The organism is Bacillus sp. FSL W8-1143 (assembly GCF_037965155.1).
GTDB classification, from domain to species: Bacteria; Bacillota; Bacilli; order Bacillales; family Bacillaceae; genus Bacillus; species Bacillus pumilus.
Genome location: NZ_CP150182.1, coordinates 1,637,997 through 1,654,712 on the forward strand (window position 1 = coordinate 1,637,997; position 16,716 = coordinate 1,654,712).

The following is a 16,716-nucleotide window of genomic DNA, read 5'->3' on the forward strand; positions in this document are numbered from 1 at the left end:
GATATGATCATGAGTATGAGAGCAACCCGCGTGGGTGAGCAGATGAAAAAAGAATTAGGCGACATCCTAGGCAGAAAGCTAAAAGATCCAAGAATCGGCTTTTTGACTGTAACCGATGTCGAAGTAACCGGTGATTTGCAAATTGCGAAAGTTTACATTTCTGTTCTCGGTGACGAGAAGAAAAGAGAGGAAACCTTAAAAGGCCTTGCTAAGGCTAAAGGGTATATCCGCTCTGAAATTGGCAATCGAATTAGACTTCGCAAAACACCAGAACTGCACTTTGAATTCGATGAATCCGTGGATTACGGAAACCGAATTGAAAGCCTAATTGCTGAACTAAACACAAAAGATCACGAATAAGACGTTGAAATAAGGATAGGCGATGATCGTCTGTCCTTTTTCATCGTTTACGAAAGGAGAGAGCGCAGATGGTAAATGGTGTTCTTTTATTACATAAAGAAAGAGGGATGACCTCTCACGACTGTGTGTTCAAAGTGAGAAAGCTCTTACATACAAAAAAAGTCGGACATACAGGCACCCTCGACCCCGAGGTATCAGGTGTTCTGCCCATTTGTATCGGAAGAGCAACGAAGATTGTCGAATACTTAACAGATAAATCGAAAACGTATGATGCAGAAATCACGATTGGATTTTCTACAACAACAGAAGACCAAACAGGTGAGATCGTAGAAGAAAAAAAGGTGCAAAACCCCATCTCAGAAGAAGACATTGATGCTGTGCTGAAACAGTTTCAAGGAACCATTGAACAAATTCCTCCTATGTTTTCGGCTGTGAAAATTGGCGGAAAAAAACTCTACGAATATGCAAGAGAAGGCATTGAAATTGAGCGGCCGAGCCGCGAGATTACGATTCACCGTATCGAGCGGACAACACCTGCTTTATTTGAAAATGGAAAAGTATCATTTAGATTCACCGTTTTATGTTCAAAAGGAACGTATGTCAGAACCTTAGCAGTTGATATTGGAAAGAAACTAGGATTTCCAGCTCATATGTCACATCTCATTCGCATAGGATCAGGTGATTTTACACTAGATGAGTGCATCACCCTTGATGAGCTGCGAGATATAAGCGAAGAAGGCACAGTAGATGAGCACCTTGTCTCGATCGAGCGTGCGCTCAATCATTTGCCGAAATGGGAGATAAATGATACATTAGCAAGTAAAGTGGAAAACGGTGCAGTCCTGCCCATGCCTGATGAATTCGCTCATTTCGCAGAGGAAGATCGTGTCGCTGTCTTTGCTCCTTCAGGCCGGTGTATGGCGATATATATGAAGCACCCGACCAAACAGAATCTGATGAAGCCGGCGAAGATCTTATCTCAGGACAAGCAATCTTAAAGAAAAGGTGACCATCTCGTGAAGACTATACATATTTCACACCCACATACATTGAATCAAAAGGATCAAGACCCGTCTGTTATGGCTTTAGGGTATTTTGACGGTGTTCACCTCGGACATCAAAAAGTGATTGACGCAGCAAAAAGCATTGCGAGAAAAGAAGGATTGGCTTTAGCGGTCATGACCTTTCATCCGCACCCATCACATGTTTTGCAAAAAGCACGTGAACCCAAGGACTTAATTACACCGCTTGAGGATAAAATTGATTTCATCGAACAACTGGGCGCTGACTATTTATACATTGTGCAGTTCAGCGAAAGCTTTGCAGCGCTATCTCCTCAAGAGTTTGTCGATCAATATTTAGATGAGCTGAATGTGAAGCACGCAGTAGCTGGTTTTGATTTTACGTTTGGCCGTTTTGGTGCAGGTACAATGGAAACCTTCGATGAGTACGGAAAAGGGCGTATCACGGCCACCATCGTTCCTAAGTTGTCCAATCAAGACCGAAAAGTCAGCTCAACTCTCATACGCTCTGCATTGAAAAATGGGGATGTTGAATATGTGAGTGAGCTTTTAGGAAAACCGTATCAGCTGCGCGGTATTGTCATTCATGGTGATAAACGAGGACGGACGATCGGCTTTCCGACTGCGAATGTCGGTTTATCTGCTGAGTATATCATTCCGCCAACAGGGGTTTATGCAGTAAAAGCAGAAGTGAAAGGTAAAGTGTATGACGGTGTTTGTAATGTTGGCTATAAACCAACCTTTTATGAAAAACGTCCTGATCAACCTGCCATTGAAGTAAACCTCTTTGGTTTTAACGAAGAAATATATGGTGAACCGATTAAATTACAGTGGTTCAAGCGCATTCGCAGTGAGCAAAAATTTAACGGAATCCAGGAGTTAACGGCTCAAATCAGTCAAGATAAAGAAGAAGCGATTCAGTTTTTTCAACATCAGCGAAAGCAAACAAAAAATTCATAGAAAAACAGCTCTACCATTTGCAAATTCAGCATATTTTTAGTATGATTATTCCTGTAGCTTTAAAACCACTTACTTGGCAGGCCGACTTCACCGACGGTTGCGAGGTAGATGGGGCTAACATGATTTGGAGGTGAAACAGGATGGCTATTACTCAAGAGCGTAAAACTCAATTAATTAGTGAGTTCAAAACACACGAATCTGATACTGGATCTCCAGAAGTTCAGATCGCTGTCCTAACAGAATCAATTAACAACTTGAACGAGCATTTACGTACTCATAAGAAAGATCACCACTCACGTCGCGGTCTTTTGAAAATGGTAGGTAGACGTCGTAATCTTCTTACGTATCTACGTAATAAAGACGTAACTCGTTACCGTGAGTTAATTAACAAACTAGGCTTACGTCGATAATCGTAAAAAGCGGGAGGATTCCCGCTTTTTTATCGTATAATCACTAATATTTTATGGTTAAAATGTTGAAAGAATGGCAAAAACCCTTCTACATACACCTTTCACATTGATATGTGAAAATCATTTTGTTCATAATAAGAATTAACTAAAATTTCAAGATAAGAGAGGAGTTTTTCTCAGAATGGGACAAGAGAAACATGTCTTCACCATAGACTGGGCTGGACGTCAACTGACAGTTGAAACTGGCCAGCTTGCAAAGCAAGCAAACGGAGCGGTCCTCGTACGCTACGGAGATACAGCTGTGCTTAGCTCAGCAACAGCTTCTAAAGAACCAAAACCACTTGATTTCTTCCCGCTCACTGTGAACTACGAAGAAAGATTATACGCAGTAGGTAAAATTCCTGGTGGCTTCATTAAAAGAGAAGGCCGTCCAAGTGAAAAAGCGATCCTTGCGAGCCGCTTAATTGATAGACCAATCCGTCCATTATTTGCTGATGGATTTAGAAACGAAGTACAAGTTATTAGTATCGTCATGAGTGTGGATCAAGATTGTTCATCTGAAATGGCTGCAATGTTTGGCTCATCTTTAGCATTATGTGTGTCTGACATTCCATTTGAGGGACCAATCGCTGGCGTTACAGTAGGACGAGTTGATGGAAAGTTTATCATCAATCCAAATGTAGAACAGCTTGAACAAAGTGACATCAACCTTGTAGTCGCTGGAACAAAAGATGCGATCAACATGGTCGAAGCTGGTGCTGATGAAGTACCAGAAGAAACAATGCTTGAAGCTATCATGTATGGTCACCAAGAGATCAAACGTTTAATCGAATTCCAAGAGGAAATTGTCAAAGCAGTCGGTAAAGCAAAAATCGATATTCCTCTATATGAAGTAGATCAAACGTTAGCAGACGAAGTAAAAGCACTTGCTGAAACAGACCTGCTGAAAGCGATTCAAGTACATGAGAAGCATGCACGTGAAGATGCAATCAGTGCAGTGAAAAAAGCTGTGGTTGAGAAATTTGAAGAAGAAGATCGCGACGAAGCGACAATTAAACAAGCGAAAGACGTATTAAACAAGCTTGTCAAAAATGAAGTTCGTCGTCTGATCACTGAAGAGAAAGTACGTCCAGATGGACGTGGTGTAGATCAAATCCGTCCACTTTCTTCAGAAGTAGGACTTCTACCAAGAACGCACGGTTCAGGTCTATTTACAAGAGGACAAACACAGGCGCTCAGTATTTGTACATTAGGTGCACTTGGCGATGTGCAAATTCTTGACGGTCTAGGCGTTGAAGAATCAAAACGCTTCATGCACCATTACAACTTCCCTCAATTCAGTGTTGGTGAGACAGGGCCAATGCGTGGCCCAGGACGCCGTGAAATCGGACATGGAGCGCTAGGTGAACGGGCATTAGAACCAGTGATCCCATCTGAAAAAGATTTCCCTTATACGGTTCGCCTTGTGTCTGAGGTACTGGAATCAAACGGATCTACTTCACAAGCAAGTATTTGCGCAAGCACACTTGCGATGATGGATGCGGGTGTTCCAATTAAAGCACCAGTTGCAGGGATTGCAATGGGACTTGTGAAATCCGGTGAATACTACACAGTGCTGACAGACATTCAAGGAATGGAAGATGCACTTGGTGATATGGACTTTAAAGTTGCAGGTACATCAAAAGGTGTAACAGCACTTCAAATGGATATCAAAATCGATGGTCTATCAAAAGACATTTTGGAAGAAGCGCTCCAACAAGCGAAAAAAGGAAGAATGGAAATCTTAGATAGCATGCTGTCAACGATTCCTGCTTCTAGAGGAGAATTGTCTCGTTATGCACCAAAAATCTTAACGATGAAAATCAATCCTGATAAAATTCGTGATGTCATTGGACCAAGCGGTAAACAAATCAATAAAATCATCGAAGATACCGGTGTGAAAATCGATATTGAACAAGATGGTACAATCTTTATCTCTTCTACAGAAGAAGACATGAACCAAAAAGCGAAGAAAATCATTGAAGATCTTGTGAGAGAAGTTGAAGTAGGACAACTTTACTTAGGTAAAGTAAAACGCATTGAAAAATTCGGTGCTTTCCTTGAAATCTTCAGCGGCAAAGATGGACTTGTTCATATTTCTGAGCTTGCGCTTGATCGTGTAGGCAAAGTAGAAGATGTCGTGAAGATTGGCGATGAATTACTTGTCAAAGTCACTGAAATCGATAAACAAGGCCGTGTGAACCTTTCTCGCAAAGCTGTTTTACGTGAAGAAAAGGAAAAAGAAGAAAAACAGTCTTAATGAAATATGTTAGAAGCCAGGTATCCGTACCAGGCTTCTTTCTTTTCTTGCGCTAACAATAGTTCTAGCTTGTTTCTCCCCATCATAATTTGTGGTAAAGGGGAGGGACAACCATTGAAAAAAACGTTACCATTCATTGTGTTTGTATTTTTACTGCTCGTGTCATATCAAACGATGAAGCAGCCGGCTGCTGTTACATATATTGAATCAATGAAAGAGCATGCTGAGGTTGCATCTGTTTCAAAAGATATTTTATATCAAGAGATTGAATCGAAGTCTTCTGACTATGAAGTGAAGGCGCAAAATGCTAAGATTGATAAAGTGTGGAAAAAGATGCCTGGTCTAAATGGACAGACGGTCAATATCGATGCCTCTTATGAAAAAATGAAAAAACAAGGGTCATTTGATGAAAAGCTGCTTGTTTTCAATGAAACAAAACCTTCTATTCATTTACATGAACTTGGTGCTGAACCCATTTACAAGGGACATCCAGATAAAAAAATGAATGCTTTCCTCATCAACGTGGCTTGGGGTGACGAGCATTTAATCAAGATGTTAAAGACACTGGAAAAGCATCAGGTCAAGGCGACCTTTTTCTTAGAGGGCAAATGGGTGAAAAAAAGCACGGATCTTGCTAAAAAGATCGTGGCAGATGGTCATGAAATTGGAAACCATTCATACAATCACCCAGATATGCGCACACTGACAAGAGAACGAGCATTAGAGCAGATTACCAAAACAAATCGTCAAATTGAAGAATCCCTTGGAAAAAAACCGAAGTGGTTCGCCCCTCCAAGCGGTAGCTTTAAAGAAGAAACAGTGAAGCTTGCCGCAGAAGAAGGAATGGAAACCATTATGTGGACGGTAGACACCATTGACTGGCAAAAACCGTCACCAAACGTACTACAAAAACGGGTGCTTGGAAAAATTCACAATGGGGCGATGATATTAATGCATCCAACAGATTCGACGGCGAAAAGTCTTGACGCACTTATCACTCAAATCAAGGAAAGAGGATATGAATTAGGAACGGTTTCTGACCTCCTAAGTGAAAAAAGACATCCGTGATCCGATCTGTTTGTTGAATAGGAGGAGCAAAACTTGGTCAAAACGTATACATGCCAAAACGGAGTAAGAATTGTACTTGAAAACAATCCCACTGTAAGATCTGTCGCAATTGGCGTCTGGATTGGAACGGGTTCTAGACATGAGACACCAGAAATTAACGGAATCTCACACTTTTTAGAGCATATGTTCTTTAAAGGGACAAAGACGAGATCTGCACGTGATATCGCAGAATCCTTTGACCGCATCGGTGGTCAAGTAAATGCCTTTACGTCAAAAGAATACACTTGCTACTATGCAAAGGTGCTTGATTCACATGCCGGCTACGCCCTCGATGTATTAAGCGACATGTTCTTCCACTCTGCTTTTGATGAAGAAGAGCTGAAAAAAGAAAAAAATGTAGTATATGAAGAAATCAAAATGTATGAGGATACACCTGATGATATCGTTCACGATCTGTTGAGCAAAGCGATTTATGGTGATCATTCTTTAGGGTTCCCGATTTTAGGAACAGAAGAAACACTTTCTACCTTTAACGGTGACTCTCTTAGAGCTTATATGGATGAATTCTACACGCCGGACCGCGTCGTTATCTCTGTTGCAGGGAATGTGGATGACACATTCATTAGTGAAGTTGAAAAGTTGTTCGGTTCGTATGAAACGAAAGGAAAAAAACAGCCTGTAGAAGCGCCGCAATTTCACTATGACAAGCTCACACGCAAAAAGGAAACAGAGCAAGCGCATCTATGCATGGGCTTTAATGGCCTCCCAGCTGGAGACAAAGGCATCTATGACTTAATCGTCTTAAATAATGTTCTTGGCGGAAGCATGAGCAGCCGCTTGTTCCAGGATGTAAGAGAAGACAAAGGACTCGCCTATTCTGTTTTCAGCTATCACAGTTCATTTGCAGATAACGGCATGCTGACGATTTATGGCGGGACTGGAGCGAAGCAGTTAAACCTGCTCTCTGAAACCATCTTACAAACGCTAGACGTCTTAAAGCGTGAGGGAATCACGCAAAAAGAGCTTGAAAACTCTAAGGAACAAATGAAAGGGAACCTAATGCTCAGTCTTGAAAGCACAAACAGTAAGATGAGCCGAAACGGTAAAAATGAACTGCTCCTTGGCAAACATCGTACACTTGATGAAATTATTGAAGAAATCAATAAAGTCACATTAGACGGTGTGAATAACTTATCAAAACGAATCTTTACTGAGGATTATGCGCTCTCGCTTATTAGTCCTACGGGTGATCAGCCATCATAATGTAAACAACACGGCAGGCTTCTTATGAGGTCTGCCGTTTATTGTATATCAAGTAGAAAGGGGCACTGCTTACATGGAACGTGAAAAACTGAAACTCCTCTCTCCGCTTCTGACACAAGCCATCTCCTTTCAGCCGATGACATCTGGCTTTTCTGGAAACCGTACTTACCTCGTCACAACATCCTCAAGTGAAAAGCTGGTGCTCAAGCTATCAAATCTCAAAACGTATACTAATTTTAAAAGAAAAGCTTCAGTTCAGCAAAAGTTTAAAAATCGAGGGCTTCTATGTTCTGAAGTCATGGAGGTTGGAATGAATACTGAACTTAACTGTACCTATCGTATTTTCTCTTTTATTGAAGGAGAGAACGCTAGAGCATCCATCCATCTGCTTACAAATGAAGAGCAGTATGAAATCGGAAGACGGGCAGGCAGAGAGCTGAATTTCATGCATACATGTCCCGCACCTTCTCATGTCGCGCCATGGGATGAGAGAGTCATGGCGAAACATGAACGGTATGTACATGCCTATCAATCAAGTGGAGTGACCTTTACGAAAGAGCAATTCGTATTAGATTTTATCAAATCACATGCTGATGCGGTAAAGGCGAGACCTAATCAATTCCAGCATGATGATTTTCATTTGGGGAATATCATCATACAAGAAGGTGAGTATTCCGGCGTCATTGATTTTGATCAATCTGACTGGGGTGACCCGGTTCATGATTTTTATAAATTGTCCTTATTTAGCCGAGAAAATAGTATTCCGTTTTCAGCAGGGCAACTGGATCACTATGTAAATACGCAGGTCACAGACGATTTTTGGCTTCTTTTTTCTATCTATACAGCAATGAGCTGCTTTTCTTCTATTGTCTGGACGCTTTCTTATGACACTGAACATGTACAAGATATGGTGAACCGAGTGGAGAGAATGCTGGCAGACCATGATCACTTTCATCAACTGAAACCAGCTTGGTATTCAAATTGGCACCATGCATAACTTGCAAAAGCGGGACGGTCTATTTCTTCTTGTGGCTGCATATATGATACGGAAGGGAAGTGATGCGATTTTGAGGCTAAGCGAGCTGTCAGGAAAAGAGATCGTTGATATCAAAAGAGCGGAGCGGCTTGGCGTGCTTGGACAAACCGACCTTGAAATCAATGAACAGGACGGTCAAATCACAGCACTCATCATACCTTCCGTGAAGTGGTTTGGCTTTCGAAAGCAAGGAAATGACATCCGCGTCCCGTGGAATCACATTCAAAAAATAGGATCAGATATGATCATTCTCGATGTGCCTGAAGCACTTCAGCCGCCCGGGGAAAAAGAGCATCCATCATAAATGGGTGCTCTTTTTCTTTTCTCTCTTCGATTTGTTCACAGGCTGAATCCTCTCCTCATATGCTAAAAGGGAGATTCAGAAAATATTACAGACTTTTTTAAATAAAGAAGGTGAACGGTCAGTATGTTGAGCGGTTTAACGGTTGCGGTGATCGGGGGAGATGCAAGGCAGCTTGAAATTATTCGCAAGCTGTCACAGCAGCATGCCAAAGTGTTTTTGGTTGGATTTGATCAGCTGGATCACGGATTTATTGGGGCTGAAAAGCTAAAAATGTCAGAACTTCCATTCGAACAGGTAGACAGTATGATCCTGCCAGTATCAGGGGCAACGGATGAAGGTGTTGTCGCGACAGTTTTCTCAAATGAACAGGTGTTACTAGAAGCAACATATTTAGAAAGAACCCCTGCCCATTGTACCTTGTACTCAGGTATTTCTAATACGTACTTAGACAATCTGGCAAAGCAGGTGAACCGAAAACTTGTGAAGCTGTTTGAGCGAGATGATATTGCCATATATAACTCTATTCCAACAGTTGAAGGGATTATCATGATGGCCATTCAGCAAACGGATTATACGATTCATGGATCACGTGTCGCTGTTCTTGGGCTCGGAAGAACAGGACTCACCATTGCCCGCACATTTCGGGCACTCGGTGCGGACGTAAAAGTAGGGGCAGCAGATACAGCGCATTTAGCGCGGGCATTTGAAATGGGACTCGATCCATTTTCAATGGACCGTTTAAAAGAAGAAGTAACCGATGTAGATATCATCATCAATACCATTCCAAGCCTTGTATTAGATTCATCTGTCATCGTCAGCATGACACCAAAGACACTCATTTTGGATATCGCCTCCCGCCCAGGAGGAACAGACTTTGACTTTGCACAAAAACACGGGGTGAAGGCGCTTCTTGCACCTGGACTCCCGGGGATTGTCGCACCAAAGACAGCAGGGCAAATCATTGCAAAAGTGCTTTCTGGGCTCTTATGTGAACTTGCAGAGGAAAAAAGGGGGATGGAATCATGACAACATTAAAAGGGAAAAGAATCGGCTTTGGCTTAACTGGTTCCCACTGTACGTACGAAGCTGTTTATCCGCAGATCGAAGCACTTGTAAAAGAAGGAGCAGAAGTGCGTCCAGTGGTGTCATATACGGTCCAGAACACGAATACAAGATTCGGAGATGGGGCGGACTGGATTGAGCGGATCGAGAAGCTGACTGGCTTTAAGGCGATTGACTCAATCGTGAAAGCAGAGCCGCTCGGACCTAAGCTGCCACTTGATTGTATGGTCATTGCTCCATTAACAGGGAACTCGATGGCGAAATTCGCAAATGCCATGACAGACAGCCCTGTTTTAATGGCGGCAAAAGCAACCATTCGAAATCATCGTCCTGTCGTTTTAGGAATTTCAACAAATGATGCGCTAGGCTTAAATGGTACAAATCTGATGAGGCTGATGTCGACAAAAAATATTTTCTTTATTCCATTTGGCCAGGATGATCCATTTAAAAAACCGACCTCCATGGTCGCGAACATGGATTTGCTTTCTCAAACAGTAGAAGAGGCACTTCAGCATAGACAAATTCAGCCAATTTTAATTGGACCAAGCGAATAATAGATTCACTAGAAAATCATGAAAGATTCAAAAAAGATGCTTCAAGCCTTGCTTTTCTATGGTAAAATAAAATGTAAAAAGTCATAGGATGGCCATCCGAAAGAAAAGAATCATGGATGGGTCGGAAGGAGTTTTACTGATGGGAAGAGGATTGCATGTAGCTGTAGTTGGAGCGACTGGAGCTGTCGGTCAACAAATGTTAAAAACACTAGCTGACAGAGATTTTGAAATGGATACACTGACTCTACTATCCTCAAAACGTTCTGCTGGAACAAAAGTGACATTCAGAGGTCAAGAGTATACTGTACAGGAAGCAACACCTGAAAGCTTTGAAGGAGTAAGTATTGCATTATTCAGTGCTGGAGGAAATGTTTCCAAGGCGCTAGCTCCTGAAGCAGTCAAACGAGGTGCGATTGTTGTAGACAACACAAGTGCTTTCCGTATGGACGAAAACATCCCTCTTGTCGTACCAGAGGTAAACGAAAAAGACTTGCATGACCATAAAGGAATCATTGCAAACCCTAACTGTTCAACGATTCAAATGGTAGCGGCATTAGAACCGCTTCGTCAGGCGTATGGCATGAAAAAAGTCATCGTGTCCACTTACCAAGCCGTATCAGGTGCAGGACATGAAGCCATTGACGAGCTATATAGCCAATCACAAGCCATTTTAAATAAAGAAGATGTGAAGCCGGAAGTCATGCCTTATCAAATTGCATTTAATGCGATTCCGCAAATTGATAAATTCCAAGACAATGGCTATACATTTGAAGAAATGAAAATGATCAACGAAACGAAAAAAATCATGCATATGCCAGAGCTGGAAGTAGCGGCAACATGTGTGAGACTTCCAATTGAAACAGGACATTCAGAATCTGTTTACGTCGAACTAGAATCAAACGACGCAACAGTTGAAGACGTCAAGTCCATTCTAAAAGATGCTCCAGGCATTACACTGCAAGATGATCCGTCTCAGCAAATTTATCCAATGCCTGCAGATGCTGTTGGGAAAAACGACGTATTTGTCGGCCGCATTCGGAAAGATTTGGACCGTCCAAACGGGTTCCATATGTGGATTGTATCTGATAACCTGCTAAAAGGCGCTGCATGGAACTCCGTTCAAATTGCAGAAAGCTTAAAAGCATTAAAATTAGTTTAACATTCAATGGATGATGAGGACGAACAGAAGAGAGTTAGGCATCTTTCGCCTGCTCTCTTCTGTTACGTCAGAATGAACTTGGAGTGAAAACAGTGAAAATAATTGTCCAAAAATTTGGCGGTACATCTGTCAAAGATGATCAAGGTAGAAAAAGGGCACTTGCACATATCTTATCGGCAAAAGAGAAAGGCTATAAGTCGGTTGTCGTCGTTTCCGCAATGGGACGAAAAGGCGATCCTTATGCGACAGATACGCTGCTTGGTCTGCTTTACGGCAGCGCGCAGCATATGACAAATCGAGAAAAAGACTTGCTCGTTTCCTGCGGAGAGAATATTTCAGCTGTTGTGTTTTCAAGCATGCTGAATGAAAACGGGCTAAAAGCTGTAGCGATGACAGGCGCACAGGCTGGCTTTGTGACAGATAAGGAACATACGAGTGCGAAAATTATTGATATGAAGTGCGAACGTCTCGAGGCGGCACTATCTGAACATGATGTTGTCGTTGTTGCTGGGTTCCAAGGAGCCGCGAAAAATGGAGACGTGACCACAATTGGACGAGGCGGCAGTGATACGTCCGCAGCTGCTTTAGGTGCTGCATTACAGGCAGACTTTATTGATATTTTTACAGATGTAGAAGGCGTCATGACGGCAGATCCCCGCATTGTTGAAAATGCAAAGCCGCTCAGAGTCGTGACATATACAGAAATTTGCAACCTTGCATATCAAGGAGCAAAAGTCATTCACCCGAGAGCTGTCGAAATTGCGATGCAAGCAAAAGTACCAATGAGGGTCCGTTCAACATACTCTGATGAAGAGGGCACACTCGTCACGTCACACTACTCAGATAAAATGAGCCATGATGTGTACGACCGCCTCATTACGGGTATTGCACATGTCAATGATGTGACGCAAATCAAAGTCCCGGCAAAAGAAGGGCAATACAGCGTCCAAACAGAGGTCTTTAAAGCAATGGCTAATGCACAAATCAGTGTCGATTTCTTCAATATTACACCGAGTGAGATTGTGTATACCGTGACAGGTGCAATGACTGAAAAGGCAACCTCGATCCTAAAAGATCTTGGTTATACGCCAATTGTCACAACAAATTGTGCGAAAGTATCAGCTGTTGGCGCAGGCATCATGGGTGTACCAGGTGTCACATCAAAAATTGTATCGGCTCTATCCGAGCAAAACATTCCGATTTTACAATCGGCTGACAGCCATACGACCATTTGGGTGCTAGTGAACGAAGAAAACATGAGAGCGGCTGTCAATGCCCTGCACGAAGTGTTTGAACTTTCAAGATAAATGTGATTGAATCATGATGAGGTGAAAAAAATGAATTTCGGAAATATCGCAACAGCTATGATTACACCTTTTGATAAAAAGGGCAACATTGATTTCCAAAAGCTATCAATTCTCATTGATTACTTGTTAAAAAACGGCAGTGACTCATTAGTCGTTGCAGGGACAACAGGCGAATCGCCAACTTTATCGACTGAGGAAAAAGTCGCTCTTTTTCAGCAATCGGTAAAATTAGCAAATGGTCGTTGTAAAATCATTGCAGGAACAGGCAGTAATAATACAAATGCGTCTATCAAACTAACGAAAAAAGCAGAAGAAGCGGGCGTTGATGCAGTGATGCTTGTCGTACCTTACTACAACAAGCCATCACAGGAAGGCATGTATGCACACTTTAAAGCCATTGCCGAGTCTACATCTCTTCCTGTCATGCTTTACAATGTACCAGGGAGAACGGCTGCGTCATTAGCCCCAGAAACAACCATTAAGCTTGCGCAAATACCTAACATTGTCGCAATCAAAGAAGCAAGTGGTGATCTTGATGCCATGACAAAAATCATTGCAGAGACACCAGAGGATTTCGATGTCTATTCAGGTGACGACAGCTTAACACTTCCAGCTGTATCTGTTGGTGCAAAAGGAGTAGTCTCTGTGGCGTCTCATATCGTAGGGCTTGATATGCAGCAAATGCTGAAAAGCTATGCTTCAGGTCAAACGGCCAATGCCGCATTGATCCATCAAAAGCTGCTTCCAATCATGAAACAGCTATTCTCAGCGCCAAATCCAACGCCTGTCAAAACAGCTCTTCAGCTGAAAGGACTAGATGTCGGATCGGTTCGTCTTCCGCTTCTACCTTTGTCAGAAGAAGAGAGACTGGATTTAAGTAGCGTCTTAAACAGCTGATCAAAACAAAAGATTTCGTAAGCGGTCATTCTCAGATGTCCCTGAGTATGACCGTTTTTTATACATAAACACTTTCTTAAAATGTGACTTCATCTTGTTTTCTAAAATTAGATTCAGTTATAATAGCATTAAGCGATGATGGACGGGCTTGAGACTAGGAGGATAAGAATTTTGAAAAAGAAAAATACAGAGAACGTAAGAATTATTGCACTTGGAGGCGTTGGAGAAATCGGGAAAAACTTATATGTCATTGAAATTGATTCGGACATATATGTGGTAGATGCAGGCTTGATGCATCCAGAAAACGAAATGCTAGGCATTGACGTTGTCATTCCTGATATCTCTTATTTAACAGAACGTGCTGATCGGGTGAAAGCAATTTTTCTTACCCACGGACATGATGAAGCAATCGGAGGCGTATTCCATTGCTTAAGCAAATTGTCTGTACCAGTTTACGGAACGAAGCTGACCCTTGCGTTACTTCGAGAAAAATTAAAACAGTATGGCTTCAATCAAAAAGCTGATTTGCGTGAGGTACATGCAAAATCAGTCATTACGTTTGAAACAACAAAGGTATCATTCTTTAGAACGAATCACAGCATCCCTGATTCAGTTGGGATCAGCTTCAAAACCTCTCTTGGTTCAATCGTATGCACAGGTGATTTTAAATTTGATCAAACCCCAGCGCTTAACCAAGCCTGTGACATCGGAGAGATTGCGAAAATTGGAAACAATGGCGTTTTAGCACTTCTTTCAGACAGTGCCAATGCTGAAAAACCAGGCTATACACCTTCTGAGGCGCTCGTCCAAGACGAAATCTCAAATGCGATGTACAATGCTGAAAATCGTGTCATTGTGGCTGTATCTTCATCTAACATTAACCGAGTGCAGCAGATCATTAATGCAACAAATCAAAATGGCCGTAAGCTTGCCGTAGCAGGAAAGAATATGATGACGACTCTTCAGCTGGCGATCAAACTTGGTTATGTCACAGCAGACGAAGAATTATTTGTACCAGTTCAAGAAGTGAAGAAAATGGCGAAAAACGATGTGGTCGTCCTGACAGCTGGAAGCCACGGAGAGCCTTTAGCTGCGTTAACAAAAATGGCGAAACAAAATCACAAACAGCTTCATATTGAAAAAGATGACACGGTTGTGATTGCATCTACACCTCTTCCTGGACAAGAACTCACCTATTCAAAAACAGTGGATTTCCTTACAAGAAGCGGCGCACAAGTCATTTTTGCACAAAAACGTGTGCATGTTTCTGGACATGGCTGCCAAGAAGAGTTAAAGCTCATGCTGAACTTACTAAAGCCGAAGTATTTAATTCCGGTGAATGGCGAATATCGTATGCAAAAAGCACATTCTCGTGTTGCTGAAGAAGTGGGAATGAAACGAAGTGACATTTTCTTGATTGATAAAGGGGATGTTGTGGAGTTTAGAGGACAGAACGTCAAGATTGGTGAAAAAGTTCACCAAGGCAATATTTTGATCGATGGTCTTGGCGTTGGTGATATCGGGAACATTGTGTTACGCGATAGACGCCTACTGTCTCAAGATGGTATCTTAATTGTCGTCATTACGCTCGATAAACAAAAGAAACAATTAATTTCTGGACCTGAAATCATCACAAGAGGATTTGTGTATGTCAGAGAATCTGAAGAGCTGATTGTGAAAGCGACAGAAATGGTCAAAGGGATTGTCAAAGAGCAAACGGAAAACTCAATTGTTGAATGGTCAACATTGAAACAATCCATGCGTGACGTACTCAATCAATTCCTATATGAAAAAACAAAACGTAAGCCGATGATCATTCCAATTATTATGGAAGTATAATGACAAAGCCCAAGGAGCATAAGCTCTTTGGGCTTTTTTGATGTGGTGCGAGGAATGCGGATTGAATACGGCCTTCTTGTTCATAATAGGAGGAGAGTTTGAGGAAAGGATGGAGACAAATGGACGAAAAAAATGAACAGCAGCCTGAGCGAAAGCCAGAAGAAAAAGACAGCATTATGAGCAAAATACAGCAGCTTGGTGAAACAGCCATACCACAGCTGCCGCAAGATACAAATATCCATTGCCTCACCATTATTGGACAAATTGAAGGGCACATGCAGCTTCCACCACAAAATAAAACAACCAAATACGAGCATGTCATACCGCAAATCGTAGCAGTAGAGCAAAACCCAAAGATTGAAGGGCTTTTGATCATCTTAAATACAGTAGGCGGCGATGTTGAAGCGGGACTAGCGATTGCAGAAATGCTTGCGTCTTTATCAAAACCGACTGTATCGATTGTACTTGGCGGCGGCCACTCCATTGGTGTCCCGATTGCTGTATCGTGTGACTATTCCTATATTGCGGAAACAGCCACGATGACCATTCATCCTGTGCGTTTAACTGGTCTTGTGATCGGTGTCCCGCAAACCTTTGAATACTTAGATAAAATGCAGGAAAGAGTCATTAACTTTGTGACAAGCCACTCCAATATTACAGAAGAGAAGTTCAAAGAGCTCATGTTCTCAAAAGGCAATTTGACAAGAGACATTGGAACAAATGTTGTTGGTCATGAAGCGGCAGAATACGGTCTCATGAATGAAGTAGGCGGTGTAGGACAAGCGATTAAAAAGTTGAACGAGCTGATTGGAGAAAGGGCATCTCAAAACGAGGGGCTGATCCAATGATTTTATACACACCTATGCCATATGAAGCCATTTACGCAGAGGAACAAGGAGACCGTAAACTTCAGCAGGTAAACATCCAAGGCGTGCCAGTTATGGTTGAAATGAAAGAGGATGAAGCAGAAATCGTTCAAGTCATGAGCACCAATCCAATGGACTTTTTGAATCAAGAGCTTGCACCAGGCAAGCGATTGAAGTTACAATTAGGCTCCAATCAAACCGACTCATATGAATGATTCTATGCTATAATAAAGGGAAAACTTACAACAAGATGCAGCCAAAACCAGGCTGCTTTCTTTCTGATCTTTCGGTAGGTTATATTTTCTTTCGT

The 16,716-nt window shown here is 42.1% G+C and carries 17 protein-coding genes; all 17 read left to right on the top strand.

The annotated features are described in order from the left end of the window. Nucleotides 1-9: 9 nt before the first annotated feature. The 17 genes from rbfA to NSQ36_RS08220 all read left to right on the top strand — a co-directional run bounded on the left by rbfA (nt 10) and on the right by NSQ36_RS08220 (nt 16,621). Nucleotides 10-360, top strand: coding sequence for a 30S ribosome-binding factor RbfA (gene rbfA / locus NSQ36_RS08140; protein ID WP_003210803.1), 351 nt, complete (start codon nt 10-12; stop codon nt 358-360). 68 nt (nt 361-428) lie between these two features. Beyond that, the gene (gene truB, locus NSQ36_RS08145; protein WP_137054623.1) at nt 429-1,358 is read left to right on the top strand and encodes a tRNA pseudouridine(55) synthase TruB; all 930 of its coding nucleotides are present in this window, start codon (nt 429-431) and stop codon (nt 1,356-1,358) included. An 18-nt stretch (nt 1,359-1,376) separates the two neighbouring features. Further along, nucleotides 1,377-2,342: a bifunctional riboflavin kinase/FAD synthetase gene (gene ribF / locus NSQ36_RS08150; RefSeq protein WP_137054622.1), complete on the top strand. Its 966-nt coding sequence runs from the start codon at nt 1,377-1,379 to the stop codon at nt 2,340-2,342. Between the two features lie 140 nt (nt 2,343-2,482). Beyond that, a complete protein-coding gene (gene rpsO, locus NSQ36_RS08155; RefSeq protein WP_012009997.1) occupies nt 2,483-2,752 on the top strand; it encodes a 30S ribosomal protein S15 in 270 nt (89 codons plus the stop codon). Nucleotides 2,753-2,933: 181 nt separating this feature from the next. Further along, nucleotides 2,934-5,051: a polyribonucleotide nucleotidyltransferase gene (gene pnp / locus NSQ36_RS08160; RefSeq protein WP_003211098.1), complete on the top strand. Its 2,118-nt coding sequence runs from the start codon at nt 2,934-2,936 to the stop codon at nt 5,049-5,051. 174 nt (nt 5,052-5,225) lie between these two features. Continuing rightward, the gene (locus NSQ36_RS08165; protein ID WP_223250646.1) at nt 5,226-6,119 is read left to right on the top strand and encodes a polysaccharide deacetylase family protein; all 894 of its coding nucleotides are present in this window, start codon (nt 5,226-5,228) and stop codon (nt 6,117-6,119) included. Between the two features lie 33 nt (nt 6,120-6,152). After that, the gene (locus tag NSQ36_RS08170; protein WP_050945004.1) at nt 6,153-7,382 is read left to right on the top strand and encodes a pitrilysin family protein; all 1,230 of its coding nucleotides are present in this window, start codon (nt 6,153-6,155) and stop codon (nt 7,380-7,382) included. Between the two features lie 73 nt (nt 7,383-7,455). After that, nucleotides 7,456-8,379 carry an aminoglycoside phosphotransferase family protein gene (locus tag NSQ36_RS08175; RefSeq protein ID WP_339207168.1) on the top strand — a complete coding sequence of 308 codons (924 nt, stop codon included), beginning with the start codon at nt 7,456-7,458 and terminating at the stop codon, nt 8,377-8,379. Between the two features lie 70 nt (nt 8,380-8,449). Next, entirely contained in the window at nt 8,450-8,722 is a 273-nt protein-coding gene (locus NSQ36_RS08180; RefSeq protein WP_012010001.1) for a YlmC/YmxH family sporulation protein, read from the top strand. Between the two features lie 123 nt (nt 8,723-8,845). Further along, nucleotides 8,846-9,748: a dipicolinic acid synthetase subunit A gene (gene dpaA, locus NSQ36_RS08185; protein WP_003212195.1), complete on the top strand. Its 903-nt coding sequence runs from the start codon at nt 8,846-8,848 to the stop codon at nt 9,746-9,748. Further along, nucleotides 9,745-10,338: a dipicolinate synthase subunit B gene (dpaB, locus tag NSQ36_RS08190; RefSeq protein WP_050945000.1), complete on the top strand. Its 594-nt coding sequence runs from the start codon at nt 9,745-9,747 to the stop codon at nt 10,336-10,338. The genes dpaA and dpaB overlap by 4 nt, the downstream gene beginning before the upstream one ends. 139 nt (nt 10,339-10,477) lie before the next feature. Then, nucleotides 10,478-11,497: an aspartate-semialdehyde dehydrogenase gene (gene asd / locus NSQ36_RS08195; RefSeq protein WP_003211715.1), complete on the top strand. Its 1,020-nt coding sequence runs from the start codon at nt 10,478-10,480 to the stop codon at nt 11,495-11,497. A gap of 92 nt (nt 11,498-11,589) precedes the next feature. Then, nucleotides 11,590-12,804 carry an aspartate kinase gene (gene dapG, locus NSQ36_RS08200; RefSeq protein WP_012010005.1) on the top strand — a complete coding sequence of 405 codons (1,215 nt, stop codon included), beginning with the start codon at nt 11,590-11,592 and terminating at the stop codon, nt 12,802-12,804. Nucleotides 12,805-12,834: 30 nt separating this feature from the next. Continuing rightward, a complete protein-coding gene (dapA, locus tag NSQ36_RS08205) occupies nt 12,835-13,701 on the top strand; it encodes a 4-hydroxy-tetrahydrodipicolinate synthase (RefSeq protein ID WP_003211660.1) in 867 nt (288 codons plus the stop codon). 171 nt (nt 13,702-13,872) lie between these two features. After that, entirely contained in the window at nt 13,873-15,540 is a 1,668-nt protein-coding gene (gene rnjB / locus NSQ36_RS08210; protein WP_003212233.1) for a ribonuclease J2, read from the top strand. 119 nt (nt 15,541-15,659) lie between these two features. Then, nucleotides 15,660-16,388, top strand: coding sequence for a ClpP family protease (locus NSQ36_RS08215; RefSeq protein ID WP_003212436.1), 729 nt, complete (start codon nt 15,660-15,662; stop codon nt 16,386-16,388). Further along, a complete protein-coding gene (locus tag NSQ36_RS08220) occupies nt 16,385-16,621 on the top strand; it encodes a YlzJ-like family protein (protein WP_003211099.1) in 237 nt (78 codons plus the stop codon). Before NSQ36_RS08215 ends, NSQ36_RS08220 begins: the two co-directional genes overlap by 4 nt. Nucleotides 16,622-16,716: the final 95 nt, after the last annotated feature.